The following is a 25,197-nucleotide window of genomic DNA, read 5'->3' as shown; positions in this document are numbered from 1 at the left end:
GCCAGATGTTCACTGACCTGAATCAATTCAGCCCAGAGGCATTGATATACTATTGCCATCATTAGTCCATAAAATCGCTCGCGGCGCTCCTTCCCCACAGCGTTCAGACTTTTTATATTTGCATTAACAAGTTCAGAGGTTGTCATGATTAAAAAAATCGGTGTACTGACAAGTGGCGGTGACGCTCCAGGTATGAACGCAGCCATCCGGGGAGTTGTACGCGCAGCGTTAAGTGAAAATCTGGAAGTTTTTGGGATTTATGATGGCTATATGGGGTTGTATGAAGATCGTATGGTCAATCTGGATCGCTACAGCGTGTCGGATATGATTAACCGCGGTGGTACTTTTCTTGGCTCAGCCCGTTTCCCTGAATTCCGTGAAGAATCTGTCCGCGCCGTCGCTATCGAAAATATGAAAAAGCGTGGCATTGATGCGCTGGTGGTTATTGGCGGCGATGGTTCCTACATGGGGGCCAAGCGTCTTACTGAAATGGGTTTTCCGTGCATCGGTCTGCCCGGCACAATCGATAACGATGTTGCCGGAACGGATTACACTATTGGCTACTTCACCGCGCTGGAAACGGTGGTCGAGGCCATTGACCGCTTGCGCGATACCTCTTCCTCACATCAGCGTATTTCTATTGTGGAAGTGATGGGGCGCTATTGTGGCGACCTGACGCTGGCGGCCGCCATTGCGGGTGGCTGCGAGTTTATCGTGCTTCCGGAAATTCCTTACACACGTGAGGAGCTGGTGGAGGAGATCAAAGCCGGTATCGCCAAGGGTAAAAAACATGCCATCGTGGCGATAACTGAGCACATTTGTGATATCGATGAGTTGGCTAAATACATCGAATTTGAGACTAAACGTGAAACCCGCGCAACCGTCCTGGGGCATATTCAGCGCGGGGGTGCGCCAGTGGCCTATGACCGTATTCTCGCGTCGCGTATGGGTGCTTACTCTATCGAATTGTTGTTGCAGGGTTATGGCGGACGTTGTGTCGGTATTCAGAATGAGAAGATGGTGCATCATGACATCATTGATGCCATTGAGAATATGAAACGTCCATTCAAAGGCGACTGGCTGGATACGGCTAAAAAACTTTATTAAGCAAAATCAGGGCACTGAAATACAGTGCCTTTCTTATGCAAATTGTTATGCCATTTAGCTATTACCGCTATTTTTTAATTCTTTAAAACGTAAAAGACTTTGTGTCACGCTCTCTCACAGTAAAAAACCTTTGGGAGCGCGTGAAATGAATAAGTGGAGTGTAGGGTTAACCCTGTTACTGGCCTCAACCAGTGTTCTGGCAAAGGATGTGCAGCTGTTAAACGTTTCTTACGATCCAACTCGTGAGCTTTACGAGCAGTATAACAAGGCTTTCAGTGCCCATTACAAGCAGGAAACTGGCGATAATGTGGTCATCCGTCAATCTCATGGCGGCTCCGGCAAGCAGGCAACTTCAGTCATTAACGGTATTCGCGCCGATGTGGTAACGCTGGCACTGCAATCAGATGTAGATGCTATTGCCGATCGTGGGCGCATTGATAAAAACTGGATCAAACGTCTGCCGGATAACTCTGCTCCTTATACCTCCACGATTGTCTTTCTGGTACGCAAGGGCAATCCAAAGCAAATCCACGACTGGCAGGATCTGGTAAAACCGGGCGTTTCGGTGATTACGCCAAATCCCAAAACCTCCGGTGGCGCGCGCTGGAACTATCTGGCAGCCTGGGGATGGGCGCTGGATAAAAACAAGGGTGATACAGCAAAAGCCCAGGCGTATATCCGCTCACTGTTCAAAAACGTCGAGGTTCAGGATTCCGGGGCGCGTGGCGCCACCAATACTTTCGTAGAGCGTGGCATCGGTGATGTGCTGATTGCTTGGGAAAACGAAGCGTATCTGGCGGTTAACAAGCTGGGCAAAGATAAGTTTGAAATTGTTACCCCTGGCGAGTCTATCCTGGCTGAACCTACCGTATCCGTGGTGGATAAGGTGGTAGACGAGCGTGATACCCGTAAAGTGGCTGAAGAGTACCTGAAGTACCTCTATTCACCTGAAGGTCAGGACATCGCGGCGCAAAATTATTATCGCCCACGCGATCCAGCGGTGGCGAAAAAGTATGCCAGCACTTTTGCACCGGTCAAACTGTTTACCATCAACGATGCTAAGTTTGGCGGCTGGAGCAAAGCGCAGAAAACCCATTTTGCCGATGGTGGTACCTATGATCAGGCCATGCAGCGCTGAATAATCCTGTCAGCATCAGGGCCGGACAACTGTCCGGCCTTTTTTTTATCTGCTGCTGCATTTGTAACCATTTTCATTAATCACCTGGGTATATTATTTGAAATGTTCTTCTATAATAATTGGTTTACATAGTGAGCCAATCACGCTCAGAGGTTTCCAGATATGCAGGGGCAAAAGCATACCCTCATCGCAGTGGTATTAGTTGGGGTGGTGGTGACAGCGGGCTGTGCCTCTGTAGCGTTGAGTAGAAAAAACAACGCGGATGCGTTATGGAAAATTGTCAGTCAGAAATGCGTTCCAAACCAGCAAAAGAATCATGATCCCAGCCCCTGTCGTGCGGTCGATCTCCGTTATGATTATGTGGTGCTGAAAGATCGCGTCGGTCCCCTGCAATTTTTACTGATCCCGACAGAAAAGATCAGCGGAATTGAAAGTCCCAGATTGCTCAATCCTTCCACCCCCAATTTCTTCGCTGAAGCCTGGCGTTCTCGTCATTACATGAGTGAGAAGCGCGGCCAGCCGATGAGTGAAAGCGTGGTATCGCTGGCGGTTAACTCCGTCAGTGGCAGAACGCAAAACCAGCTACATATTCATATCTCCTGCCTGCGTAGTGATATCCGACAGCGTCTGGACAGCCTGTCGTCGATACTGAAAAACAGCTGGCAGTCTGAACAGCTGGGAGAACATCAGTATCAGGTCAGAACGCTGACCGGCGATGAGATGCAGAGAACCAGCCTGTTTATCCGTGTTGCAAATGAGCTGCCCGGTGCGCGTGAGGAGATGGGGAAATATGGCATAGCGGTGGCTGCGTTGCCGGATGGCCGCCGTGTGCTGATGGTCATCAGGCGCAACTTGTTGTTGCTCAACCCCGCCTCTGCGGAGGAGCTACAGGACCACAGTTGCAGCATTCTGAAATCGTAAAGGGATAAAGCCTGGCCCATCAGACTGGGTTATTTGCCATTCCGCTGCCAGGCTGCGCGCATACCTTGCGTACCCCCTCAGCGCTTCAGGTTGTTCCGCGCTGCCCGGGCCGGAGTGATGACAACATACACGCTGATGGCCAGGGTTTTAGTGTTTACTCGTGGCAGATTCGATCGGTTCGTCATCAGCATATTTTGCTGTGGCAATCCATGCGGCGCAGAACAGCGTTAAGCGCGCAAAGAAATAGAAAAACGCCATCAGCCCCAACACCGATCCAAAAGCTGCTCCCGATGGCGAGGACGCCAGTTTTGGCAGCGTTAATGTCATGATGAATTTGATGATTTCAAAGCCTGTTGCAGCCAGCAACGTGCCACGGAACAGCGCTTTCTTCCGGGGTTTATGTCGCGGTAATATCCAGAAAATCCACAGAAATAACAGATAATTAGCCAGAATGGATATCGACAGGGCGATCAGCGTCATCGCCGGGCGTAGCCATTCAATACCCTCCAGACCCAGAGCCCGGACAATGCTGGCCTGAGCCGCTCCGGCAACGGACGTCAAAGAGAGCGTGACAATCAGCGCCACGACCAGTCCGGTGAGCGAGATAAAGTCGCGCGTATACTTAAACCAGACCTTTTCCTTATCCTGCTCGTTACGCTCCCAGACATCGCGTGACTGGGCACGGATGGCCTCTCGCAGATTACCCATCCAGCTAATCCCGGAGTAGAGCGCGATAAGCAACCCGGTCACTCCGACGGTGGTACGCTGCTGCACTGCGGTGTTCACCGTGTTTTTCAGCGTTGAGGCGAGGGTGGGATCGCTGATGTTGTTGACGATCTTATTAATCAGCTCGGTCAATAAGTCCTGATTAGACGCCAGCACAAAGCCTACGGCGGCAAAGGACACCATCAGGATGGGAATCAGCGAAAGAAAGGAGAAATAGGTAATCGCGGCGCCAAACTGGCTACCCAGCCGGTCATTAAAGCGTTCTCCTGCACGAATAAAATGGGCCACGGCGTGGTTTGCCTTAAACCGGGTGGCAAGGGTTGAGACGCGATCAATCGATTTATCGACGGTCTGATTCCCCGTTTTGATATTAAGTAGTGGTTTATCCTGCTGATGCTGCACATCTGTCGGTTTTTTTTCCGTCATGAAACCTTCTTCGTCTTCTTCAGGTGCGGGCTGTTAGCAAATTATAACCTGTGGATCAGTCTACGTAACTTTGCATCGCCCTGCTCAGCCATTCCATAAAGACGTGTACTCGTCTCGCCAGATTACGGCGATGAGGGAAAATCAGCGACAGGGGCATTGGCTCTGGGCGAAAATGCGGCAGAATTTCAACCAGCCTCTTATCTTTAATCGCCTGACGCATTCCGCGTTCAGGTGCCTGAATAATGCCCAGGCCAGAAAGGCAGGCCGCACGATAAGCCTGAGTATTGTTGACGGTAACGGTGCCACCGGTCTTGATGAAATGGCGGCTTTTGCCGTCAAAAAATTCAAACCCCGCAGGCGTGCTACCCAAATGCTGGCTGTAATGCACCACGGCGTGAGTGGCAAGGTCCTCCAGCGCGACCGGTGTTCCAAAACGCGCCAGATAATCCGGGCTGGCGCAGTTAATCTGGGTCAGCGTTCCCAGAGAACGGGCAATAAGGCCGGAATCTTCCAGCACGCCGCCACGTATTACGCAATCAAAGCCCTCTCTGACCACATCCACCCGATGGTCGCTGCTGCTCAGTTCCAGCTCAATCCCCGGATACTGTTGAAGAAATTCCGGCAGCATTGGCAGGATACAGTCACAGGCCAGGCTGACTGGCATATCTACTCGCAGACGACCACTGACTGACGCGGGATCGTGTTGAAACAGCGAATCCATCTCTTCCAGCGTAGCCAGCAGCTCCCGGCAACGTTCGTAATAAACCTGACCGTCCTGAGTCAGCTGTACCCGCCGCGTGGTGCGATGCAGCAACCGCGTACCCAGATTGTTTTCCAGCGTCTGGAGCTGTCGTGACAGGCTGCCTTTTGGTAATCCCAGGCTTTCAGCCGCGCGGGTGAAACTTTGTAATTCCGCCACCCTGACAAAAATCTGCATTGCCTGAATTTTATCCACTTTGCTGCCTTTTGTTGCTCAGAATGAAACAGTGATATGCATTTATAAATATTTATAGATCAGAGTGAAGCTAATAATCTCTCTTTTGTTGATAAAAAAACCAGTGGAGAAGAACATGAGCGATAAAATTGCATTAATCACCGGTGGAAGTCGTGGTTTAGGTAAGAATGCGGCGCTGAAACTGGCTGCACGAGGGGTAAATATCATCCTGACCTGGCACAGCTTCGAACAGCAGGCGCGGGAGGTCGTTGCACAAATTGAGGCGCTCGGCTCCCGTGGCGTGGCGCTCCAGCTGGATACCGGCAACAGTAAAACCTTCCCTGGCTTTGCCAGTGAAGTGCAGCAACAGCTAAAAGCGATATGGCAACGCGACACGTTTGATTATTTATTAAACAACGCCGGAGCCGGAGTGCATCAGGAGTTCATCACCACCAGTGAAGAACAGTTTGACCAGATGGTGAATGTGCATTTCAAAGGCCCTTTTTTCCTGACGCAGAAGCTGTTGCCGCTGATGGCCGATGGTGGTCGCATTCTGAATGTATCCAGCGGGCTGGCCCGGTTCAGTTTGCCTGGCTCCAGCGCTTACGCTTCGGTAAAAGGTGCAATTGAGGTGTTAACCCGCTACCAGGCGAAGGAACTCGGTGCGAGAGGGATCACCGCCAATGTGCTGGCCCCTGGCGCTATCGAAACTGATTTCAGTGGTGGGATGGTGAGGGACAATCCGCAGGTGAATGCTTTCGTCAGTTCCATTACGGCGCTGGGTCGTCCCGGATTGCCGGATGATATTGGTGATGCCGTTGCTTTATTGCTTAGCGATGAGAGTGGCTGGATTAATGGCCAGCGCATTGAAGCCTCTGGCGGCATGGCGCTCTGATGGAGCGCCTTAAAGTGGAATGGCTCAGACGTTAATGGTGCCGTCAATGACCGTCACTGACTGACCGCCAATCCACACGCCATCTGGCGTGTAATTCACGCTCAGGCGGCCGGCACGTTGCAGAACGGTGCCCTGGCGCACGCGGTAATCCAGCGTCTTCCCCTGTGCCTGAAGATAAAGGGCCAGACAGGCGTTGGCGCTGCCTGTAACCGGGTCTTCAACCAGTGCACCATTTTCAGTAAACAGGCCGCGCACTTCATACTGCTCCCTCTCGCCAGCAAGCGGCCCGAATATCATCACGCCATTTACGCGGGCTTTTTGCGTCAGCCGCTCAAATTCCACCACGTTGGGTTTAACCGCCAGCACGTCACGGGCAGAGGTCATTGGCACCAGAAGCCAGCGAATGCCCATATCAGCCACCATCACCGGCAGCGTGTTCTCCATCGCCTCGCTGTTTAGTGCACTGCTGAGCGGGGCATCACTGAATTCTGACAGCGTGGCCTCCGGCGCGGCGAAGGCCAGGTGGTGGTCAGCAGCTGTTTTGATCGTCACCAGCCCGATACCGCACTGCTGAACGATCTTACCCGGCATTTTCAGACTGATTCCCGATTCCAGCAGAGCGTGTGCGGTGCCCAGCGTCGGATGTCCGGCAAAAGGCAGTTCGAGAGTGGGGGTAAAGATACGCACCCGATAATCGGCCGCCGGGTCGCTGGCCGGCAGGACAAAAGTGGTTTCCGACAGGTTGGTCCAGCGTGCGATAGCCTGCATCTGCTCATCGCTTAGCCCGTCGGCTTCCAGCACTACCGCCAGTGGGTTGCCGTTCAGCGGCGAAGAAGTGAAAACATCAACTTGCTTAAAAGCGCGTAATTGCGACATTGTGAGTATCCTTGCCATTATCAGCCCGTGCCGGGTTGAATGCTAAATAAAAGTGACGATCTTATGCTGAAGATATTAGGAAGGGCCTCATCGATCAACGTCAGAAAAGTGCTGTGGCTGTGTGACGAGCTGAATATTGCCTGGAGACGTGATGACTGGGGCGAAGGTTTTAAGTCACCTCAGCAGGATGCCTTTAAGGCGATGAATCCTAATGCTTTGATTCCGGTAATCCAGGATGGCGATTTTATTATGTGGGAATCCAATGCCATTATTCGCTATCTGGCCAATGCATATGGCGGCGGCTGGCTCTATCCGGACGATCCCCGCGCCCGTGCGCCGGTCGATCAATGGATAGACTGGCAGGCGACCGAGCTGAATACCTCCTGGCGCTATGCTTTTATGTCACTGGTACGGCATTCCCCTGCGCACCAGGACCCGCGTCTGCTGGCTGCGGCCTGTAAGGGCTGGTCGCACACGATGGCTATCCTCAATCAGCAACTGGAACGTACCGGAGCCTGGGTGGCAGGGAACGCCTTTTCACTGGCTGATATTCCGATAGGTCTGTCGGTTAACCGTTGGTACGAAACGCCGCTGGACCATCCTGACCTGCCTGCGGTGCGGGCGTACTACGAACGGCTCACCGAAAGAAAAGGGTATGCAGCCTGGGGGCGCAACGGTACGCCCTGAATCTCATTCGCTGCCTGCTGCTATCCCAGTCATTTCGCAGGCCAGTGCGCCAGTTCTTTTCAGCGCCCAGCTGTAGCGGTCGTCAAACGGATAGCAGCAGCTCAGGCGCATGGCGCTGTTACCCCGTTCGCTGAGCGTATAGAGCGCACCGGGTGTCAGACAGATTTTCTCCTGCAACAGACGGTGGAACAGCGCGACGCAGTCCAGCCTGCCGGGCAGTTCAACCCAGAATACAAACCCGCCGCTGGGCTGGGTGGCTCGTGTTCCTGCCGGAAAGTGTCGGGCGATCATGCCGCGTGCCTCATCCATCTGGGCAGCATAACGGCGGCGAAGATTGCGCAGATGATGATCATAGCCGCCTGACTCCAGAAAATGCCCCAGCGTTTCAGAAAGCAGCCTTGATTCTGCCAGCGAGGAGACAGACTTCAGCCGCGCCAGTTTTTCATGAAAACGTCCGCCCGCCATCCAGCCAAGATGGAAGTCAGGCGCGATGGTTTTGGTAAAACTGGTGCAGTGAATGATCCAGCCATCGCTGTCAAAGGCTTTTACCGCCGGTGACAGCGGCCAGTTGAATTGCAGTTCACAGTACAGGCCATCTTCGATCAGCGGCACCTGGTAGTGATTGACCATTTTTGCCAGGCGTTTTTTATCGGGCAACGTCATGGTGCAGCCCATTGGATTTTGCGCTGTCGGCATGGCGACCAGTGCCTGGATGCGCTTCTCTTGTAACACCAGCTCCAGCGCATCCAGCGACAGGCCATGCTGCGGATCGGTGGGGATTTCCAGCACGCTCAGCCCCAGACTGGCCAGCAGAGGAAAGAGATAAAAATAGGTTGGTGTTTCCACACCGACGCAGTCACCCGGAGTGGTAACGGCCCGAAGCGCCAGTTGCAGCGCCTCCATACAGCCATGAGTCAGGGTGATCTCTTCTGCTGTCAGGCCCATCCCAAGGTCCAGCGCGCGTCGTGCGATTTCCCGGCGCAGCCGCTGACTGCCAGGCGGCAGGGCATAGCGGCCAATCAGCATCGGTTCCCGACGCAGCAACGAGGAGATAATACGGCTGATTTTTGCTGTGGGATAAAAGTCGCTGTTCTGCGGGCAGGCGAGGGAGATGTTGGTGTAGTCAGGATGATTTTGTGCGGCAAAAACGGTTTCAATCAGCGCCAGCTTATCGCTTCCCGGAGAGTGCACCGTCGGGTGGAGTCGGCTGAGGGCTTTAACCGAAGGCAGCACGCTGCGCACATAATAACCAGACTGAGGGCGTGCCTCGATCAGTCCGCGATCCTCCAGGATACGGTAGGCCGTCAGCACAGTATTGACGCTGACCTGATGATGGCTGGCACAGCGGCGGATCGCAGGCAGGCGGCTACCGGGAGGATAAGTTCCGCAGTGAATCGCTTCCGCCAGGGTGACGGCCAGCTGTTGATAGAGCGGTGATTCCTCGGTTTCGCTGATGGACACAATTATTCCTCTCGGGGATGGGTACAATACAGGGATAAGGATGACTGTACCCATAACAATAGTCTGTTTCTGAATCTGTTACCATATCGTGGCAGCCTGTATGTTGATGTTCTTACTCATCATCAGGATAACAATCATGCTCGACCCCTCCTTTTTCAGTTACGTCACGGTTATGTCGATTACGCCAGGCCCTAACAACCTGATGCTGGCGACGTCCGGCGTGAATTTTGGCATGAGACGAACACTGCCAATGATGATGGGAATTGTCTGTGGCTGTGCGCTCCAGACTGCCCTCGCCGGGCTGCTGCTGGATGTGTTACTCCAGTGGATGAGTGCGGTCAGAGTGCCTCTGACGCTGCTTGGCTGTAGTTATCTGCTGTGGCTGTCATGGAAGATTTTTCGCGCAGGATCGCCGGAGATGCAGGAAAAATCCCGCCCCATGACGCTACTGGGCAGCGCGGCGTTTCAGGCGGTGAATCCCAAAGCCTGGCTGATGGCTACCAATGTTGCGCTGATGTACAGCTCAGGCAATGGCATTCTGGCGGTAGCGGTGGGATTTATGGTGCTCAATCTACCCTGCATCATGGTCTGGGCGGTGATGGGGGACCGGATGGGCCGTCACTTGCAGGTGCCGTGGAAATTGCGAGCATTCAACAGTGTGATGGCGCTGTCGCTGGTACTGACTACCGTATGGATGCTGGTGGAAGCCGTTAACATCCGCTGAATCAATCATCTTGTCGGCAGGAAGAGGGGTGAGGCAGGATAAAGCAGGGTGGTTATACCACCCTGTTATGACCGTTCCGGCGGGATTATTTGCCAATAACCGCCGCGTGGCCGTCTTTGTTTTCATCGTTGGCCGCTGATGAAGGCGTGTAATCAAGTTGCAGAATGCGGCTGGTTTCCGCCATTTCATGTTCCGTCGCCGCCACGTTACCGTTCAGTTTCTGACCATAGGACGGAATTATTGCCCTGAGTTTCGACTGCCATGCCGCACTGTGGAACTGCTCCTTAAAGACTTTATTCATCAGGTCAAGCATGATTGGCGCAGCGGTAGAGGCACCCGGCGAGGCACCCAGCAGCGCTGAAATGGTGCCATCTTCAGAGGTCACCACTTCGGTTCCCAGCTTCAGCACGCCGCCTTTTTTCTCATCTTTCTTGATGATCTGCACGCGCTGTCCGGCTTTTACCCGCTGCCAGTCGCCTTGCCGCGCCTCAGGAAAATAGTCCTGCAAGGCTTTCAGCCGCGCCTCATCGGTCAGCAACACCTGACCGACCAGATATTTGATTAAATCAAAATTCCCCAGACCGACATGCACCATTGGCATCAGGTTGGTCGGGGTGATTGAGCCAAACATATCCCACAGCGAACCCTGTTTAAGGAAACGGGTCGAGAAGGTGGCGAACGGCCCAAACAACAGTACCTGTTTGCCATCCAGCATCCGGGTATCAAGATGAGGCACCGACATGGGCGGTGCGCCGACGGATGCTTTGCCATACACCTTCGCCAGATGACGTTGTACCACCTGCGGATTGTCGCTCACCAGGAACTCGCCGCCGACCGGGAAACCAGCATAATTTTTGGCTTCCGGAATCCCCGTGCTCTGTAACAGGGGCAGCGCCGCGCCTCCCGCACCAATAAAAATATATTTCGCCCGCAAGGTCTTTTCTTTACCGTTTTTATTCAGGTCGGCCAGACTGACCTGCCAGCTGCCGTCCTGATTGCGTCTGAAACGGCGTACCTCATGGCGAGTTTGCAGGGTGAAGTGCGCACTTTTCTGCATCGAGGCGATCAACTGGCGGGTGATTTCGCCAAAGTTAACGTCCGTTCCTGCTGAGGTGCGCGTCGCGGCAACAGGCTGTGTTGCATCACACCCTTCCATCATCAGCGGCACCCATTCCCTGATCTGCTCAGGATCTTCCGAGTATTCCATTCCACGAAAGAGGGTGCTTTTTTGCAGAGCGTTGAATCGTTTCTTCAGAAAACTGACGTTCTCATCGCCCCAGACGAAGCTCATGTGCGGCACACTTTTAATAAAACTGTGTGGCTCCTTCAGCATTCCCTTCTGTACCTGATGGGCCCAGAACTGGCGCGACTGCTGAAAGGCTTCATTAATATTGATGGCTTTCTGAATATCGACGCTGCCGTCACTGTTCTCCGGGGTGTAGTTCATTTCCGCAAGGGCGGCATGACCTGTCCCGGCATTATTCCAGCCATCAGAGCTTTCGCCGGCCACATCCGCCAGCCGCTCAACCATTGTGATATGCCAGCCTGGCTCCAGTTCCTGTAAATAAGCACCCAGGGTGGCGCTCATAATACCGCCGCCGATCAACAGCACATCGACGTCTGTTTTCTGTTGCTGTTCGGAGGCCGGGGTAAGGTTTTCGGCTGATTTTCGCATGGGGCGACATCTCCATATGTTGACGAATCAACATGTTAAGCAGGTGAAACAGCCCGGTTTCGGCAGAAAAAATCTGGCTGAATCGCTGAATACAAGGGGATAGCTGGCCGCGACGCCATACCGCAGGCATGGATGAGTTGGCAACCAGTCAGGCTGTCAGAAAATATACCATTGTTATGAGTAAATTAAAAAAATGTTTAAATATTAAAAATGAGAATGAAGAATAAAAAGAAATCAGTAATAGTAATAATGAAGCTGAGGAAGGAGACGGATATTCTGAATATATCTTTTAACATCATGCAATTAAATGAAAATGAGCAAAAGAATCGACTGATTTTCCAGGCCCGAATCTGGTGCTGAATCGAGCCTGCTGAAGAGTGAAGTGTAAATTTTTCCGGCTGCCAGCAAGCCACAGCCGCCTCAGAGCATCTGTTCAGTTACCGGGCATGCTGTCGGGTAATTTTCGATGGCTGATGGCCAGACGGTTCCAGGCATTCATCAGGCCGATGGCGATACTCATATCGGTGATCTCCTTATCGCTGAATGCTACCGAAACCTCTGCAAATACCGCATCCGGCGCCTGCGTCCGGGCAATTAAGGTCAGCGACTCTGCCCAGGCCAGTGCAGCCTGTTCCCGGGACGTGAACCAGCTCCCGGCCTCACGCCAGACTTTAGTCAGTACGATTTTGTCCCAGGCCAGTCCTGCTCCATGCAACGCTTTGGTATGTTTATCGATGCAGTAAGCGCAGCCGTTGATTTCTGAAATGCGCAAAAAAATCAGTTCAGTGAGTTCCATTGCCAGCCCTGATTGCGCAACATAGTTGTATACACCTGCCAGTGCTTTCATACCTGCCGGTGCGACCTGTGCGTAGTGGATGCGTTCGCTCATTCTCTTCTCCTGTGATTACATCGCGGATCCCGGCATAACAATGGTGCCGGTACTGAGCAGATTCTCTCTGTCCTGATGGAACAACAAAAGTGCCAGGAATTGACAAAAACAGTGGCCCATCCCTGCCAGCCGAAATTGACCTTACCCTGAGTCGTCAGGCTTCTCTGAACCTGAGTGAACAGATAGTTGCGGCTGTCAGCGCTGCGATCCGATCCGGACGGATTCGTCCCGGTGCACGGATGCCTTCCGCCCGTGACTTTGCAATACAGCTTGGTGTGGCTCGCGGAACGGTGCGTGCCGCCTATGACATGCTGGCGGACAGCCAGTTGTTGGTGGCAAAAGGCGCAGCAGGAACCTGGGTCGGCGAGCGACTGCTTCTGCCATCAACCTCTGTGCCACAGATATCGACTCCGTCGCCGCTGTCAGGCGTTCTGCATGATTTTGGTACCCCGCCACGGATTTTTCAGCTGGGTGTTCCTGCGGGTGACGCATTTCCGGGGAAAGTATGGTCGCGTATCGTATCCCGTCATGCCCGCAGAATGAGTGGCAGGTCGGTCGGCTATCCCGACCCGCGTGGCAGTCAACATTTGCGCGAACAACTGGTCAGTTATCTGGCAATGACGCGTGGAATAAATTGCCAGGCATCGCAAATTATCATTACGCACGGTTTTGCCGGTGCGCTGGGATTAATTAGCCTGGCAATGAACTGGTGTGGGCAAAAAATCTGGACAGAAGACCCCGGTTATCTGCTGGCGCGTAAAGCGCTGGAGCTGGCCGGAATGACAGTGGTTGGCGTTAAGGTTGATCAGGAAGGAATACGGGTGAGCGAGGGGCAGAGCCTTGCTTCCGATGCCAGGCTGGCGCTGGTTACGCCAGGACAGCAGGCTCCGTTGGGTATGCCTCTGTCGCCTGGCCGACGCGGTGAATTACTCCACTGGGCGAAGATGTCTGAGGGCTTCATCATAGAAGATGATTACCTTGGTGAGTTGCAGTTAACGGGCCGCGCCGCGCCAGCTCTGGCATCACTGGACGGTGAGCGGGTTTTGCATATCGGTACGTTCAGTAAGAATCTCAGCCCCGCATTGCGGATGGGATATCTGGTGGTGCCGGAGAGGCTGTCCGGACAATTTGGCGACGTTGCTGCTGCTCTCTTACCTGCCGCGTCTTTTGTGCTACAGGATGCCGTTGCAGAGTTTTTGCGTGAGGGGCATTTTATGCGGCACCTTCGGCGGATGAAGCGCCTGTATGCGCAACGGCAGGCAAAAATGCTGTCAGCCCTGAGAAATCATTTCCCTCTGGTTTATCCGGCAGCTCTGGCCGTGGTGGTTGAATTTTCTCCCGGGACGAAGGACGTGGACATTGCCCGCAAAGCGCTGGCTTATGGTATGGCCCCGACGCCTCTCTCGCGCTGGTATCTGCATGAAGAACAGTGCCGTTACGGGTTAATACTGAGCGTGACGAACATGCCGGAAGAGGGATTTGAAAGTCATGTGCTGACATTAAAAAGTCTGGAGGAGCGGTGGGGGTAAGTGAAAACCCTGCGCCGTTTTCAGCGCAGGGAGAACGATCAGACGTTTTTAGCCGCAGCCGCAGCTTTGACGATCACTGCAAAAGCATCTGCTTTCAGTGATGCGCCGCCAACCAATGCGCCGTCGATGTCTGGTTGTGCAAAGAGTTCAGCGGCATTTTTGTCGTTAACAGAACCACCGTACTGAATGATCACCTGAGCCGCCACGCTGGCGTCTTTTTTCGCAATGTGATCGCGAATGAATTTATGTACCGCCTGTGCCTGAGCTGGGGTGGCTGATTTTCCGGTGCCAATAGCCCAGACTGGCTCATAGGCAATGACCACGCCATTGAAGGCTTCAGCGCCCTGGGTGTTGAGCACCGCATCGATCTGGCGGGCACAGACTTCTTCTGTTTTACCTGCTTCGTTTTCGGCTTCGGTTTCACCAATGCAGAGAACCGGAACCAGGCCCGCTTCTTTCAGCACGGCGAATTTTTTGGCGATCAGCTCATCGCTCTCTTTGTGATAGGTGCGACGCTCAGAGTGACCAATAATGATGTATTTCGCGCCGATATCTTTCAGCATCTCAGCAGAGATTTCACCGGTGAAAGCACCAGACAGATTGACGTCAACGTTTTGGGCGCCAGCCGCAATGTGGCTACCCGCAATAGCGTGTTTTGCCTGATCCAGATACATCACCGGTGGGGCTATGGCTACACCGCAGCCGTCAACGTTGCTCAGCTCGGTGCGCAGACCGGCGATCAGTTCGTTGACCATGTGTTTGCTGCCGTTCAGTTTCCAGTTACCCATTACTAACGGATGTCGCATTATTTCCTCCACGCTTAGCGCGATACGGTTAAATTAGCCTGCCTCAGCAGCGTTGTCTGCCGGACAGTATAGAGATCAAAACCTCTGAAGGCTTTGCTTTTCGTCATTTTTGACCGCAAGTCAGCCAGTGCTCATGGCAAGCTTAAGTGGTTCGATGGCAAAGGTCAGCCCTTTATCGCCATTATCAGAAACGATATAGCGCAGAGCACCTTCGCTTTGAGAAAAATAGCGTAAGCCTTTACCCTTGCTCAGCAGGTCGTCCAGCCGTTTCAGGCTCTGTTCTTCGTTCAGCGTCGGCTCAAAAAAACGCTCCAGCGCGGCCATGTAAGCGCGAGCGATATCACGTGAGCTTTGCTCCTCCGGACCGGGAATGGGCAACCAGGTTATTTGTAACGTTTTGATCTTTCCTGTGCCTTGTTCAAGGGCGGTTGAGGAATAGATATTTTCGTTGATCTTGCTGGCAGCACGGGTCAAATTACTTTTGTCGTCACGGTTGTCGATTGCCCGGTATTCCGGGATCTGCAAGGTTGGATTGCTGAGATTATACTTTTCGCGAAACTGGCCGATAGTCATATCAAAGGTAGGCGCACCGGGTAAAAGATAGGGCGCAGTTGGCAAATGCTCAGCATGATCCTGAGGGTCAGCATCGGCCCGGGCTGGTGCCATCGCCAGTATGCCGAGTAACACCATGCCCGCGAAAAGCGTTTCTTTCATTTTCATCTGCCCTTACCTGTGCATTTTTACGGAAGATTAGAGCGGACAATCGCTGGAAAAGTCAAAGGTTGAGGCTGTTCCTGGGGATAAAAAAATGACCTTACAAGCGTGGTGTTTTTCCTATCGCGGCAGGATCGGTCGGCGCGATCTCTGGATCTGGCTAATGCTGTGGCTGATACTGATGATCGTGTTATTTATGCTGGCGTCCTGTGAATGGGTGAGCACGCAGACCGCCGCTTTTTGCGTGGTCAGCCTGTTATGGCCAACCAGTGCAGTGGTGGTTAAGCGTCTTCATGACCGTAACAAACCGGGTTACTGGGGACTGCTGTTGATTGCTGCCTGGATGCTGTCGGCTGGCAACTGGGAGATGTTACCCGCAAGTTGGCAATGGGCGCTGGGGCGCTTTATCCCGACGCTGATTCTGGTGACCATGACGCTGGAGCTGGTGGTGTTGCCAGGCACCAGAGGGGATAATCGTTTTGGCACAACCGCCTGCCGGGTTAACTATTCTGGCCGCAGAGCCTCAGACTACCAGTAATGTTCACTGGTCATATGTCCGGGCTTACGTTTAAGATGTTTTCGCATCTGGCGCGTGTCTTTCAGCAGTTGCTGAGTGTCCCTGACCATTTGCGGGTTACCGCACAGCATGACGTGACTGTGTTCCGCCTCCAGAGCCAGCCCAACGGCTGATTCCAGCTGACCACTGGCGATCAACGCCGGGACGCGGCCGGTCAGCGAGCCGGCAGCCTCTTCCCGACTGACCACCGTCTGAATGCGGAGCTTACCGTTATATTGTTGTTGCAGTTGCTGCATCAGCGGCAGGTAGCTCAGATCCTGGGCGTAACGTGCTGCATGAACCAGTACAATATGTTCGAAACGCTCCAGACCTTTCGCTTCCTGTAATATTGACAGATAAGGCCCGATGGCGGTGCCGGTAGCCAGCATCCACAGTGTTTTACAGGGAGGGATTTCGTCCAGCACGAAAAATCCCGCCGACTCTTTCGTGATCATCACCTGTTGGCCGGGTTTTAACTGGTGTAATTGCGGGCTGAGTTTCCCTTCAGGGACGTTGACAATGTAAAACTCCAGATGGTCGTCGCTGGGTGCGTTAACGAAGGAATAGGCACGCTGAACGCGCTCACCGTCGGTTTCCAGCGCCAGCTTGGCAAACTGGCCGGCGATGAAAGGATCAATTGGAGCAGTGACGACAAGGCTGAATAAACTGTCAGTCCAGGTCTTTACCTCTTTAATACTGGCGTTAACCCATTCGGCCATAACAACTCCTTAGTCGGTGTGGGGCGGGGTGGTCTCCTATCTTCGCTACTGGCGAGGCTTTTTTCCAGTGACTGCCAGTCATAAAGCTCATATCGACAAATGACCCTGGCACGGGTGCACGCAAAGCGCCAAATCTCCTCGTCGACAGGGGAGCCGGTGGTGGCTGGGCTCCAGGGAACGGTTTCCCCCTGGTGAAGGGTAACCTTAAGTGCCACGGCGCTGAGCTGAGCAATATTGTCCAGCCGTTCAGGGTAAGGCCTTACAAGCACGGTATCTTATACCGGAATGAGCAAGGTGACGGCTCACCTTGCCCAGGGTGATTACAAAATATAAGGGTGAAGATTCTCGTCCTTACGATCCAGATAATGGACGGACTTAATGCGACGAATGGTGCGCGATTTGCCACGGATAAGTAGTGTTTCCGTGGTGGCAATATTGCCCTTGCGGGTAATACCTTTGAGCAGGTCGCCGTCAGTGATGCCGGTGGCAGAGAAGATAACATTATCGTCTTTCGCCATATCATCAAGTTGCAGCACCCTGCCAGCGTCTATCCCCATTGCAGCGCAGCGCTGCAACTCCTGTTCACCGGCAGCCCGGTTTTCAGGGGTGTCGCCTTTGACATGATGGCGGGCCAGCAGTCGACCCTGCATATCGCCACCCAGCGCACGGATGACCGCAGCCGAAACCACGCCCTCGGGCGCGCCGCCAATGCCGTAAAGTACGTCCACTTCACTGTCCGGCATACAGGTCAGAATCGATGCGGCCACATCGCCATCAGGAAAAGCAAATACCCGCACGCCAAGCTGTTTAAGCATGGCAATAACCGCCTCATGGCGCGGTTTGGCTAGCAGGGTAACGGTTAATTCGGACAGGGGCTTTTGCAACGCTCCGGCGATCCGCCGCAGGTTCTCTTCCAGCGGCTGGTTCAGGTCAATTACACCTTTTGCTCCCGGTCCGACAACCAGCTTTTCCATATACATATCCGGAGCATTCAGGAAGCAGCCTTTGTTACCGACGGCCAGCACCGCCAGCGCATTAGCCTGTCCCATTGCGGTCATTCTGGTCCCTTCAATGGGATCGACGGCAATATCTACGCGATCGCCATTGCCGCTGCCCACCCTTTCACCAATATAGAGCATGGGAGCTTCATCAATTTCCCCCTCGCCAATCACAATCTGACCGTCAATGTTGACGTTATTGAGCACGATGCGCATGGCATGGACAGCTGCACCGTCGGCGGCATTTTTATCACCGCGCCCCAGCCATTTATATCCGGCCAGCGCGGCGGCTTCCGTTACGCGTGAAAATTCAATGGCGAGTTCTCGTTTCATGATTTGCCCTGGTGGAATGATCAGGCAGAGGAGTTTATCACAGCGGAGAAAAAGGAAGGGGAAATGCCCGCGCTCCTGACAATCGCGGGCGGGAGGGGATTATGCGTCGTCCTGCTCTTCCCATGCCTGGGCGCGGGCAACGGCTTTTCTCCATCCGGCGTAGCGGTAGTTGCGCTCGCTGCTTTCGATGCCGGGACGGAATTCACGCTCAATGACGGCTTTCTCTTTGACTTCATCCAGATCTTTCCAGAAGCCAACGGCCAGGCCTGCCAGATAGGCGGCTCCCAGGGCGGTGACTTCACGAACTTCCGGGCGCTCTACGCGGGTGCCGAGAATATCGGACTGGAACTGCATCAGGAAGTTGTTGGCTACCGCTCCACCATCCACGCGCAGCGATTGCAGACGGGTATCCGCATCGTTTTGCATTGCTTCCAGCACGTCACGAGTCTGATAGGCAATGGACTCCAGCGTTGCGCGAATAATGTGGTTAGCATTTGCACCGCGCGTCAGGCCGAAAATCGCACCGCGTGCATAGGGGTCCCAGTAAGGTGCGCCCAGTCCCGTAAAGGCCGGAACGACATAAACGCCGTTACTGTCTTTCACTTTCATCGCGAAGTATTCAGAATCGGTCGCGTCACCAATCAGTTTCATCTCATCCCGCAACCACTGGATAGAGGCTCCACCGATAAACACCGCACCTTCCAGTGCATAGTTCACTTCACCGCGTGGGCCACAGGCAATGGTAGTCAGCAGACCATGGGTTGAGGTGACGGCTTCAGTTCCGGTATTCATCAGCATAAAGCAGCCGGTGCCGTAGGTATTCTTCGCCATGCCCGGCTGAACGCACATCTGACCATAAAGTGCCGCCTGCTGGTCACCGGCAATACCCGCGATAGGAATACGTGTCCCGCCTTTACCACCAATGTTGGTCTGACCGTACACTTCGGAAGAGGATTTCACCTCAGGCAGCATTTCACGCGGAATATCAAGAATTTCCAGCATGCGCTCGTCCCACTCCAGCTTGTGGATGTTGAACATCATGGTGCGCGAGGCATTGGTGTAATCGGTGATGTGCACGCGGCCCTGGGTCATTTTCCACACCAGCCAGCAATCAACGGTGCCAAACAGCAGCTCGCCGCGTTTAGCACGTTCGCGGGCACCTTCAACATTGTCGAGGATCCACTTAACTTTAGTGCCAGAGAAGTAAGGGTTGATCACCAGGCCAGTGGTGTGCTGGATATACTCTTCCAGTCCCTCTTTTTTCAGTTTTGCACAGTAATCAGCGGTACGCGGATCCTGCCAGACAATCGCGTTATAAACCGGCTTACCGGTTTCCTTATCCCAGACGATAGCGGTTTCACGCTGGTTAGTAATACCGATAGCGGCAATTTCATCTGAACGGATATCGGCGTGGGCCAGCACTTCAACCAGTGTTGAACTTTGTGATGCCCAGATGTCCATCGGGTCATGTTCAACCCAGCCTGGCTTAGGATAAATTTGCTGAAATTCGCGCTGAGAGACGGCCACAATGTTTGAGTCATGATCAAGGATAACCGCGCGGGAGCTGGTTGTGCCCTGATCGAGCGCGACAATGTATTTCTTTTCTGTAGTCATAAATCCTTCCTGATGATTCAAAAGGTTATCTTTTACGCTTTACGCTGCTCAGCACGCGCTATCGTTTTCTCTTCTTGCTTTACTACCGCAACGGCGCCAGGCAGATTACGGGCAATTAATACGCGGTAGCCAAATGCGCCCACGCTGGCACCGACAATCGGGCCAAAAATCGGTACGAGGAAGTACGGGATATCACGGCCACCGGTAAAGGCCACATTGCCCCAGCCTGCCAGCCATTCAAACAGTTTAGGTCCAAAATCACGGGCAGGGTTCAGGGCGAAGCCTGTCAGTGGACCGGTAGCGCCACCGATGATGGCAATCAGCAGGCCAATCAGCAGCGGAGCCATAGGACCACGCGGCAAGCCATTACCGTCATCGGTTAGCGCCATAATCAGTCCCAGCATGACGGCGGTGATTACGGCTTCAACCAGGAAGGCCTGGCCTACGCTGATGTGCGCGTTAGGGTAGGTGGAGAAAACGCCCGCCAGTTCAAGGCTTTCCACGCTGCCACGCACAATATGATGCGTCTGCTCATAATCGAGAAACAGGTTGTAGTACAGCCCATAGACAAGGGCAGCAGAGCAGAAAGCACCTGCGATTTGTGCCAGAATATAGGGAACGACTTTACGAGCTTCGAAATTACCGAACAGGCACAATGCAATGGTGACGGCTGGGTTTAAATGAGCGCCAGAAATGGCGGCGCTGAGATAGATAGCCATAGCAACGGCGATCCCCCAGATAATGCTGATTTCCCACAGTCCAAGAACTGCTCCGGCTAATTTTGCTGCGGCGACACAGCCAGCACCAAAGAAAATAATGGTGCCGACTCCCAGGAATTCTGCGATGCACTGCCCTTTGAGCGTGCTTGTTGTTTGAGTCATGTTGGCGTTTCCTGAAGGCGAGGTTAAATGTTGAACTGCGTTTTTTTCTCATTCCCTGAGCTGCCCTGGTTATTTGTAGGGCTGATGTGAATTTATCGTTAACGAGCATAAACGAGAAATAGCGAAATCAAAACTTGTGCTCTGCGTCAAAAAAATGAGCGTTTTCGCGTCTTTTAACACTATGTAAACGGCATTCCAGCTTTCGTTTTAATTTTAATTTATCTTTTTTTTAACAATAACCCTGCTCCTGGTAAGGGCAATTGTTACATTTACCAGGTCTGGACTGAAAATTGTTACAGACTGCACTCCATGCCGGTTCGCTGCTGGACTTGCCGGACGGGGGTACTTACAATCGGGGCATCGTTGTTACCCGGAAGAGGCCGGTTCATGCCTTCTTACCGTGCGGGTGGCAGCATCAACGCTTGCAATCAGGAGAGGTTACAGCCATGTCATTTGAAGTGTTTGAAAAACTGGAAGCGAAAGTACAGCAGGCGATTGATACCATCACTCTGCTACAGATGGAAATTGAAGAACTGAAAGAGCAGAACAATAATCTGCATCAACAGGTCCAACAGGCGGCAGGTAACAGTGAATCACTGGTGCGTGAAAATCAGGTGTTGAAAGAAGAACAGCATGTCTGGCAGGAGCGTCTGCGCGCATTGTTGGGAAAAATGGATGAGGTCTGAGTTAATCAGCCAGAATGTAACGGGTGCCAATGGCACCCGTTACGTTTTATTCGATGTCCAGCGGGTCTTCGGAAAGGATGATGCCCGTATTATCCGCGTAAAGATGGTCGCCTGAGAAAAAGGTTACGCCGCCGAAGTTTACCCGAACGTCGCTTTCACCAATACCTTCGCCTGCTGCGCCTACGGGAATGGCGGCGATAGCCTGAATACCAATGTCCAGCTCTTCCAGGCTGTCCACCTGACGGACTGAGCCATATACCACAATACCTTCCCACTCGTTTTGCAGCGCCAGCCTTGCCAACGCGGCGTCAACCAGCGCACGACGGACCGAGCCGCCGCCATCAACTAACAGGACACGACCACGTCCGTTTTCCTCCAGCAAATCGTAGAGAAGCCCGTTGTCTTCGAAACATTTTACCGTGATGATTTGTCCACCAAACGAGGTACGACCACCGAAGTTTGAAAAGAGCGGTTCAACGACGTTTACATCTTCGTGATAGATGTCGCAGAGTTCAGAAGTATCATATTTCATAAGAAAGGTTCGTCTGTTTGCCACAGGAAGGGCAAGTATATCGCTTTCCGCCGGGTGTTGCCAAAATCATCAGTTGCTAAAAATTGCGATGGGTCAAGCACATCGTGATTAGCTGATGACCAGACCAACAGCAAAAAGCAGGTTAACCAGCAGCGCGCTTTTTACCGTTTTTACCAGCAGTGGCCGCATTGCCAACGCCGAGGTTTGCTCCAGCACATAACGGCCCTGACGGAATAGCAAAGGCGAAGCCAGCAGGAACAACCAGCCGGTCACACCCAGTGAGTTCATCGCGGCAAACAGTGCAAAGCACAACAGTGAAGCTGACAGCAGTAACAGATGGTAATAACGTGCCCGGGTGGGACCCAAACGTACAGCCAGGGTGAATTTGCCATTCTGGCGATCGTTTTCAATGTCACGCATGTTATTGGCGTTAAGGACTGCGACCGCCAGTAACCCACAGCCGCTGGCTGGATAGAGTAACATTGCGTGGAAGTTGTGGGCCTGCAGATAATAGCTGCCGAGTACGCCCAGCCAGCCAAAAAAAATCAGTACAGATGCATCCCCAAGCCCGAGATAGCCATAAGGTTTTTTCCCCACGGTATAGGCGATAGCGGCTACGATAGCCAGCGCCCCCAACGCCAGAAAACCGAAGATATCGCTGAGCGACCGACAGGCGCTCACCACCAGAGTCAGGCCAGAGGCGATTGTCAGTACGATAGTAATCACCAGAGCAAAGCGCATCTGTTTCTGACTGATCATCCCTTTCTGCATTCCGCGTAGCGGGCCGATACGCTCCGGGGTATCACTGCCCTTTATTGCATCGCCGTAGTCATTCGCCAGATTGGAGAGGATTTGCAGCAGGGCGGTGGTCAGCAGAGCAAGTACGGCAACAGAAAGCCTGAAATGCCCGTGCCACCAGGCGAGAGCCGATCCGGTGAGCACTGAGGCACAGGCCAGAGGCAGGGTGCGTAACCGCAGACTTTCCAGCCAGGCACGAAGTGGGGATAGAGTTGGTATGGAGCAGATGTTTTCCGTCATCGGGCTGTCCCCTGGCTGGAGAGAAGGAGCGGTAGAGTGTCAGAAAGTATAAGGGGGATGTTTTGTAAAAGACTTAATCCATATCAACTAACGCTTTGCGCTGTATCGCAGTTGTTTCTTGCTGTTAGTGACCTGTACCAGTTCCGGCAGAGATTGGTTATCAGGAAATATTTGAATTTTATTGCTATAAATTCAGCCTCTCCTGGTGCAGGGAATGGCTGTCTGATGTTCAACTTGGCTGAAAAAATGCAATACCGTGATGCATAAAGGTAATGACGATAGTTCTGCCGCAATCGATGAAATCTTATCCTGCCAACTGGATGCGATCTCTTCAGAATAGTGCCGATCGCCTGGGGCGATCGGCAGAGGGGAAGGTGACTTGATTCGCGGTAAAATTACAAAATGAAACGGCTGAGATCTTCGTCGGCCACCAGCTCGTCGAGGTGTTTGCCAACGTAATCCGCATCAATGGTAATGGATTCGCCGTTACGATCGCTGGCGTCAAAGGAAATCTCTTCCATCAGACGCTCAAGCACCGTGTGCAGACGGCGGGCACCGATGTTTTCAGCCGTTTCGTTGACCTGCCACGCAGCAGCAGCAATCCGACCAATGCCATCTTCGGTGAAATGAATATCGACACCTTCCGTCTTCATCAGCGCTTTGTATTGTACAGTGACAGATGCATTTGGCTCAGTCAGGATCCGTTCGAAGTCATGTGTCGTCAGCGCCTGCAATTCGACCCTGATTGGCAAACGTCCCTGAAGTTCCGGAATCAGATCAGAAGGGCTGGCCACCTGGAACGCACCGGAAGCAATAAACAGAATGTGATCGGTTTTCACCATGCCGTGCTTGGTGGAAACCGTGCACCCTTCTACCAGCGGCAGCAGATCGCGTTGTACGCCTTCACGTGAAACGTCAGGGCCAGAGCTTTCACCCCGCTTACAGACCTTGTCAATTTCATCAATAAACACGATGCCATGCTGTTCAACCGCGTCGATCGCTTCCTGTTTCAGTTCTTCAGGATTGACCAGTTTGGCGGCTTCTTCTTCCACCAGCATCTTCATGGCATCTTTGATTTTCAGCTTGCGTGGCTTCTGCTTCTGTCCGCCCAGATTCTGGAACATTGACTGCAACTGGCTGGTCATCTCCTCCATCCCCGGAGGTGCCATGATTTCGACGCCCATTGGCGCTGCGGCCAGATCGATTTCGATCTCTTTGTCGTCCAGCTCACCCTCACGCAATTTTTTACGGAAAGACTGGCGCGCGGCGGAAGGCTCAGCAGATGACTCGGCCTGGCCCCAGTTATTTTTAGCTGGTGGGATCAGTACGTCGAGAATGCGTTCTTCAGCCATCTCTTCAGCGCGATAACGATTCTTATCAATCGCCTGCGAGCGCACCATTTTAATGGCTGAGTCAGTCAGATCACGGATGATGGAGTCAACTTCTTTGCCAACGTAGCCCACCTCGGTGAATTTTGTGGCTTCAACTTTGATAAAGGGCGCGTTAGCCAGTTTGGCAAGACGCCGGGCAATTTCGGTTTTCCCTACCCCGGTTGGGCCAATCATCAGAATGTTTTTTGGGGTGACCTCGTGGCGCAGCTCTTCATCCAGCTGCATACGACGCCAGCGGTTACGCAGAGCGATAGCTACAGCACGTTTGGCGCCATCCTGACCGATGATAAATTTGTTCAGTTCGCTGACGATTTCGCGCGGAGTCATTTCAGACATAATCAGGTCCTTACGCTTTAGACGGTAATTCTTCAATGGTGAGATTGTGGTTGGTATAAATGCAGATATCGCCTGCAATACCCAGCGCTTTTTCCACGATATCGCGCGCACCGATTTCGGTGTTTTCCAGCAGTGCGCGGGCGGCTGCCTGCGCGTAAGGACCGCCGGAACCGATAGCAATCAGGTCGTTTTCCGGCTGAATGACATCGCCATTACCGGTAATAATCAGGGAGGCATTCTCGTCAGCGACGGCCAGCAGAGCTTCCAGTTTGCGCAGCATCCGGTCGGTACGCCAGTCTTTTGCCAGTTCAACGGCTGCTTTTACCAGGTGCCCCTGGTGCATTTCCAGCTTACGTTCAAACAGTTCAAACAGCGTGAAGGCATCTGCGGTACCACCAGCAAAACCGGCAATAACCTTGTCGTTATAGAGACGACGCACTTTTTTGACGTTGCCTTTCATTACGGTGTTGCCGAGGGTGGCCTGGCCATCACCGCCAATGATTACCTGGCCGTTGCGTCGTACACTTACAATTGTTGTCACGGGCAGACCCCTTGTTGCAGTCAGAAAGATACCCCCGCAGCATGGCTACGGGGTTTTAATGATG

Annotated in this window: 25 protein-coding genes; 9 read left to right on the top strand and 16 right to left on the bottom strand. The window is 53.1% G+C overall.

Translation table 11 applies throughout. The annotated features are described in order from the left end of the window. Nucleotides 1-144: 144 nt before the first annotated feature. From pfkA to AC3RPL_RS18110, 3 genes are all read left to right on the top strand, one after another. Nucleotides 145-1,107: a 6-phosphofructokinase gene (gene pfkA / locus AC3RPL_RS18120; protein ID WP_490741052.1), complete on the top strand. Its 963-nt coding sequence runs from the start codon at nucleotides 145-147 to the stop codon at nucleotides 1,105-1,107. Nucleotides 1,108-1,252: 145 nt separating this feature from the next. Further along, entirely contained in the window at nucleotides 1,253-2,245 is a 993-nt protein-coding gene (locus AC3RPL_RS18115; RefSeq protein WP_490741051.1) for a sulfate ABC transporter substrate-binding protein, read from the top strand. A gap of 162 nt (nucleotides 2,246-2,407) precedes the next feature. Further along, nucleotides 2,408-3,166 (top strand): CDP-diacylglycerol diphosphatase, encoded by a 759-nt coding sequence (locus AC3RPL_RS18110; RefSeq protein WP_490741050.1) that lies wholly within the window; start codon nucleotides 2,408-2,410, stop codon nucleotides 3,164-3,166. 147 nt (nucleotides 3,167-3,313) lie between these two features. On the opposite strand, the gene yhjD is transcribed toward AC3RPL_RS18110, so the two are convergent. Then, nucleotides 3,314-4,318: an inner membrane protein YhjD gene (yhjD, locus tag AC3RPL_RS18105; protein WP_490741049.1), complete on the bottom strand. Its 1,005-nt coding sequence runs from the start codon at nucleotides 4,316-4,318 to the stop codon at nucleotides 3,314-3,316. A gap of 55 nt (nucleotides 4,319-4,373) precedes the next feature. Next, entirely contained in the window at nucleotides 4,374-5,273 is a 900-nt protein-coding gene (locus AC3RPL_RS18100; protein WP_490741048.1) for a LysR family transcriptional regulator, read from the bottom strand. 115 nt (nucleotides 5,274-5,388) lie between these two features. On the opposite strand from AC3RPL_RS18100, the gene AC3RPL_RS18095 reads away from it, so the two are divergent. Further along, nucleotides 5,389-6,147 carry an SDR family NAD(P)-dependent oxidoreductase gene (locus tag AC3RPL_RS18095; RefSeq protein WP_490741047.1) on the top strand — a complete coding sequence of 253 codons (759 nt, stop codon included), beginning with the start codon at nucleotides 5,389-5,391 and terminating at the stop codon, nucleotides 6,145-6,147. 24 nt (nucleotides 6,148-6,171) lie between these two features. On the opposite strand, the gene AC3RPL_RS18090 is transcribed toward AC3RPL_RS18095, so the two are convergent. Beyond that, the gene (locus AC3RPL_RS18090; protein ID WP_490741046.1) at nucleotides 6,172-7,023 is read right to left on the bottom strand and encodes a PhzF family phenazine biosynthesis protein; all 852 of its coding nucleotides are present in this window, start codon (nucleotides 7,021-7,023) and stop codon (nucleotides 6,172-6,174) included. Between the two features lie 63 nt (nucleotides 7,024-7,086). Between AC3RPL_RS18090 and AC3RPL_RS18085 the strand changes: the two genes are divergently transcribed. After that, complete coding sequence (locus tag AC3RPL_RS18085) at nucleotides 7,087-7,710, top strand: glutathione S-transferase family protein (RefSeq protein ID WP_490742083.1); 624 nt, start codon at nucleotides 7,087-7,089, stop codon at nucleotides 7,708-7,710. Between the two features lie 3 nt (nucleotides 7,711-7,713). Here the strand turns inward: AC3RPL_RS18085 and AC3RPL_RS18080 are convergent, their stop codons facing one another. Beyond that, complete coding sequence (locus AC3RPL_RS18080) at nucleotides 7,714-9,171, bottom strand: aminotransferase-like domain-containing protein (RefSeq protein WP_490741045.1); 1,458 nt, start codon at nucleotides 9,169-9,171, stop codon at nucleotides 7,714-7,716. A 136-nt stretch (nucleotides 9,172-9,307) separates the two neighbouring features. Between AC3RPL_RS18080 and AC3RPL_RS18075 the strand changes: the two genes are divergently transcribed. Beyond that, a complete protein-coding gene (locus AC3RPL_RS18075; protein ID WP_490741044.1) occupies nucleotides 9,308-9,895 on the top strand; it encodes a LysE family translocator in 588 nt (195 codons plus the stop codon). 85 nt (nucleotides 9,896-9,980) lie between these two features. On the opposite strand, the gene mqo is transcribed toward AC3RPL_RS18075, so the two are convergent. Continuing rightward, complete coding sequence (gene mqo, locus AC3RPL_RS18070; RefSeq protein ID WP_490741043.1) at nucleotides 9,981-11,570, bottom strand: malate dehydrogenase (quinone); 1,590 nt, start codon at nucleotides 11,568-11,570, stop codon at nucleotides 9,981-9,983. A gap of 433 nt (nucleotides 11,571-12,003) precedes the next feature. Beyond that, a complete protein-coding gene (locus AC3RPL_RS18065) occupies nucleotides 12,004-12,459 on the bottom strand; it encodes a carboxymuconolactone decarboxylase family protein (RefSeq protein ID WP_490741042.1) in 456 nt (151 codons plus the stop codon). Between the two features lie 89 nt (nucleotides 12,460-12,548). Between AC3RPL_RS18065 and pdxR the strand changes: the two genes are divergently transcribed. Beyond that, on the top strand, nucleotides 12,549-13,988 hold the full coding sequence (gene pdxR, locus AC3RPL_RS18060) for a MocR-like pyridoxine biosynthesis transcription factor PdxR (protein WP_490741041.1): 1,440 nt from the start codon (nucleotides 12,549-12,551) through the stop codon (nucleotides 13,986-13,988). A gap of 38 nt (nucleotides 13,989-14,026) precedes the next feature. Here the strand turns inward: pdxR and tpiA are convergent, their stop codons facing one another. Both tpiA and AC3RPL_RS18050 read right to left on the bottom strand, forming a co-directional pair. Next, nucleotides 14,027-14,794: a triose-phosphate isomerase gene (gene tpiA, locus AC3RPL_RS18055; protein ID WP_261642832.1), complete on the bottom strand. Its 768-nt coding sequence runs from the start codon at nucleotides 14,792-14,794 to the stop codon at nucleotides 14,027-14,029. A gap of 120 nt (nucleotides 14,795-14,914) precedes the next feature. Next, the gene (locus AC3RPL_RS18050) at nucleotides 14,915-15,508 is read right to left on the bottom strand and encodes a YiiQ family protein (protein WP_490742082.1); all 594 of its coding nucleotides are present in this window, start codon (nucleotides 15,506-15,508) and stop codon (nucleotides 14,915-14,917) included. A gap of 94 nt (nucleotides 15,509-15,602) precedes the next feature. Between AC3RPL_RS18050 and AC3RPL_RS18045 the strand changes: the two genes are divergently transcribed. Beyond that, a complete protein-coding gene (locus tag AC3RPL_RS18045) occupies nucleotides 15,603-16,046 on the top strand; it encodes a DUF805 domain-containing protein (RefSeq protein ID WP_034935245.1) in 444 nt (147 codons plus the stop codon). Here AC3RPL_RS18045 and fpr read toward each other — a convergent pair. The 4 genes from fpr to AC3RPL_RS18025 form a co-directional block, all read right to left on the bottom strand. Continuing rightward, nucleotides 16,037-16,783 (bottom strand): ferredoxin--NADP(+) reductase, encoded by a 747-nt coding sequence (fpr, locus tag AC3RPL_RS18040; RefSeq protein WP_490741040.1) that lies wholly within the window; start codon nucleotides 16,781-16,783, stop codon nucleotides 16,037-16,039. The genes AC3RPL_RS18045 and fpr overlap by 10 nt on opposite strands. Before the next feature lie 320 nt (nucleotides 16,784-17,103). Then, nucleotides 17,104-18,114, bottom strand: coding sequence for a class II fructose-bisphosphatase (gene glpX / locus AC3RPL_RS18035; protein WP_490741039.1), 1,011 nt, complete (start codon nucleotides 18,112-18,114; stop codon nucleotides 17,104-17,106). A 99-nt stretch (nucleotides 18,115-18,213) separates the two neighbouring features. Beyond that, nucleotides 18,214-19,728 (bottom strand): glycerol kinase GlpK, encoded by a 1,515-nt coding sequence (glpK, locus tag AC3RPL_RS18030; protein WP_034935252.1) that lies wholly within the window; start codon nucleotides 19,726-19,728, stop codon nucleotides 18,214-18,216. Nucleotides 19,729-19,760: 32 nt separating this feature from the next. Further along, entirely contained in the window at nucleotides 19,761-20,609 is an 849-nt protein-coding gene (locus AC3RPL_RS18025; RefSeq protein ID WP_490741038.1) for an MIP/aquaporin family protein, read from the bottom strand. Nucleotides 20,610-21,055: 446 nt separating this feature from the next. On the opposite strand from AC3RPL_RS18025, the gene zapB reads away from it, so the two are divergent. After that, nucleotides 21,056-21,295, top strand: a complete 240-nt coding sequence (gene zapB / locus AC3RPL_RS18020) for a cell division protein ZapB (protein ID WP_490741037.1) — start codon at nucleotides 21,056-21,058, stop codon at nucleotides 21,293-21,295. A 46-nt stretch (nucleotides 21,296-21,341) separates the two neighbouring features. Here the strand turns inward: zapB and rraA are convergent, their stop codons facing one another. From rraA to hslV, 4 genes are all read right to left on the bottom strand, one after another. Next, a complete protein-coding gene (rraA, locus tag AC3RPL_RS18015; protein ID WP_034935261.1) occupies nucleotides 21,342-21,827 on the bottom strand; it encodes a ribonuclease E activity regulator RraA in 486 nt (161 codons plus the stop codon). A 108-nt stretch (nucleotides 21,828-21,935) separates the two neighbouring features. Next, a complete protein-coding gene (locus AC3RPL_RS18010; RefSeq protein ID WP_490741036.1) occupies nucleotides 21,936-22,865 on the bottom strand; it encodes a 1,4-dihydroxy-2-naphthoate polyprenyltransferase in 930 nt (309 codons plus the stop codon). Nucleotides 22,866-23,260: 395 nt separating this feature from the next. Then, nucleotides 23,261-24,592: an ATP-dependent protease ATPase subunit HslU gene (hslU, locus tag AC3RPL_RS18005; protein WP_490741035.1), complete on the bottom strand. Its 1,332-nt coding sequence runs from the start codon at nucleotides 24,590-24,592 to the stop codon at nucleotides 23,261-23,263. Nucleotides 24,593-24,602: 10 nt separating this feature from the next. Beyond that, complete coding sequence (gene hslV, locus AC3RPL_RS18000; RefSeq protein ID WP_034935270.1) at nucleotides 24,603-25,133, bottom strand: ATP-dependent protease subunit HslV; 531 nt, start codon at nucleotides 25,131-25,133, stop codon at nucleotides 24,603-24,605. Nucleotides 25,134-25,197 lie beyond the last annotated feature (64 nt).

The organism is Erwinia papayae (assembly GCF_058241465.1).
The sequence above is the reverse complement of the archived record's forward strand: the minus strand, read 5'-3'. Positions and strand labels throughout refer to the sequence as shown.